The sequence below is a fragment of the Citrobacter sp. VF227 genome (assembly GCF_052950715.1).
Genome location: NZ_JBRFVF010000423.1, coordinates 1 through 462, shown reverse-complemented (window position 1 = coordinate 462; position 462 = coordinate 1). Strand labels below are relative to the sequence as shown.

The following is a 462-nucleotide window of genomic DNA, read 5'->3' as shown; positions in this document are numbered from 1 at the left end:
GCCCCGATCCGCCGGCGTCAGGCTGACTTCGGCGCTGCAGACGCAGACGCTAACGGTCATTACCCTCATGATGTGAGCCCATGCCAGAATCTTGGAGCATTTCTTTTCAGCTTCTTCACCGTGTTCTTCACGTTTCGCCGCGGCGAAGGAGGAGATGATCTGGGGGTGGTTGAAGGAGAACACCATTACCGGAATTCCCAGCCACAGGGTCAACAGCAGACCGTGGCCGGTGGTTGCTGCAGAGTCAAAGAACAGGGTTTGCAGAACCGCGCCGCTCCACTGAGGGATCAGGTACGGCGCCAGCAGCATCAGGGCTGCAACGAACGGGAATACCAGGATGCTGATCGCCTGCACGATCATCTGCTCGCCGAAAGGCACGATGGCGAGCATCCCGACAATCGGGATCAGAGACAGAATTGCGCGCGGTGGCGGGGGACTGGCGCATGGGGGGGGCAGGAAGCG

1 pseudogene is annotated in these 462 nt (G+C 60.4%); it reads right to left on the bottom strand.

What is annotated here, in order from left to right:
* A pseudogene (locus ACU8YC_RS27115) lies at positions 1 to 462 on the bottom strand (HAAAP family serine/threonine permease); the annotation flags it as partial.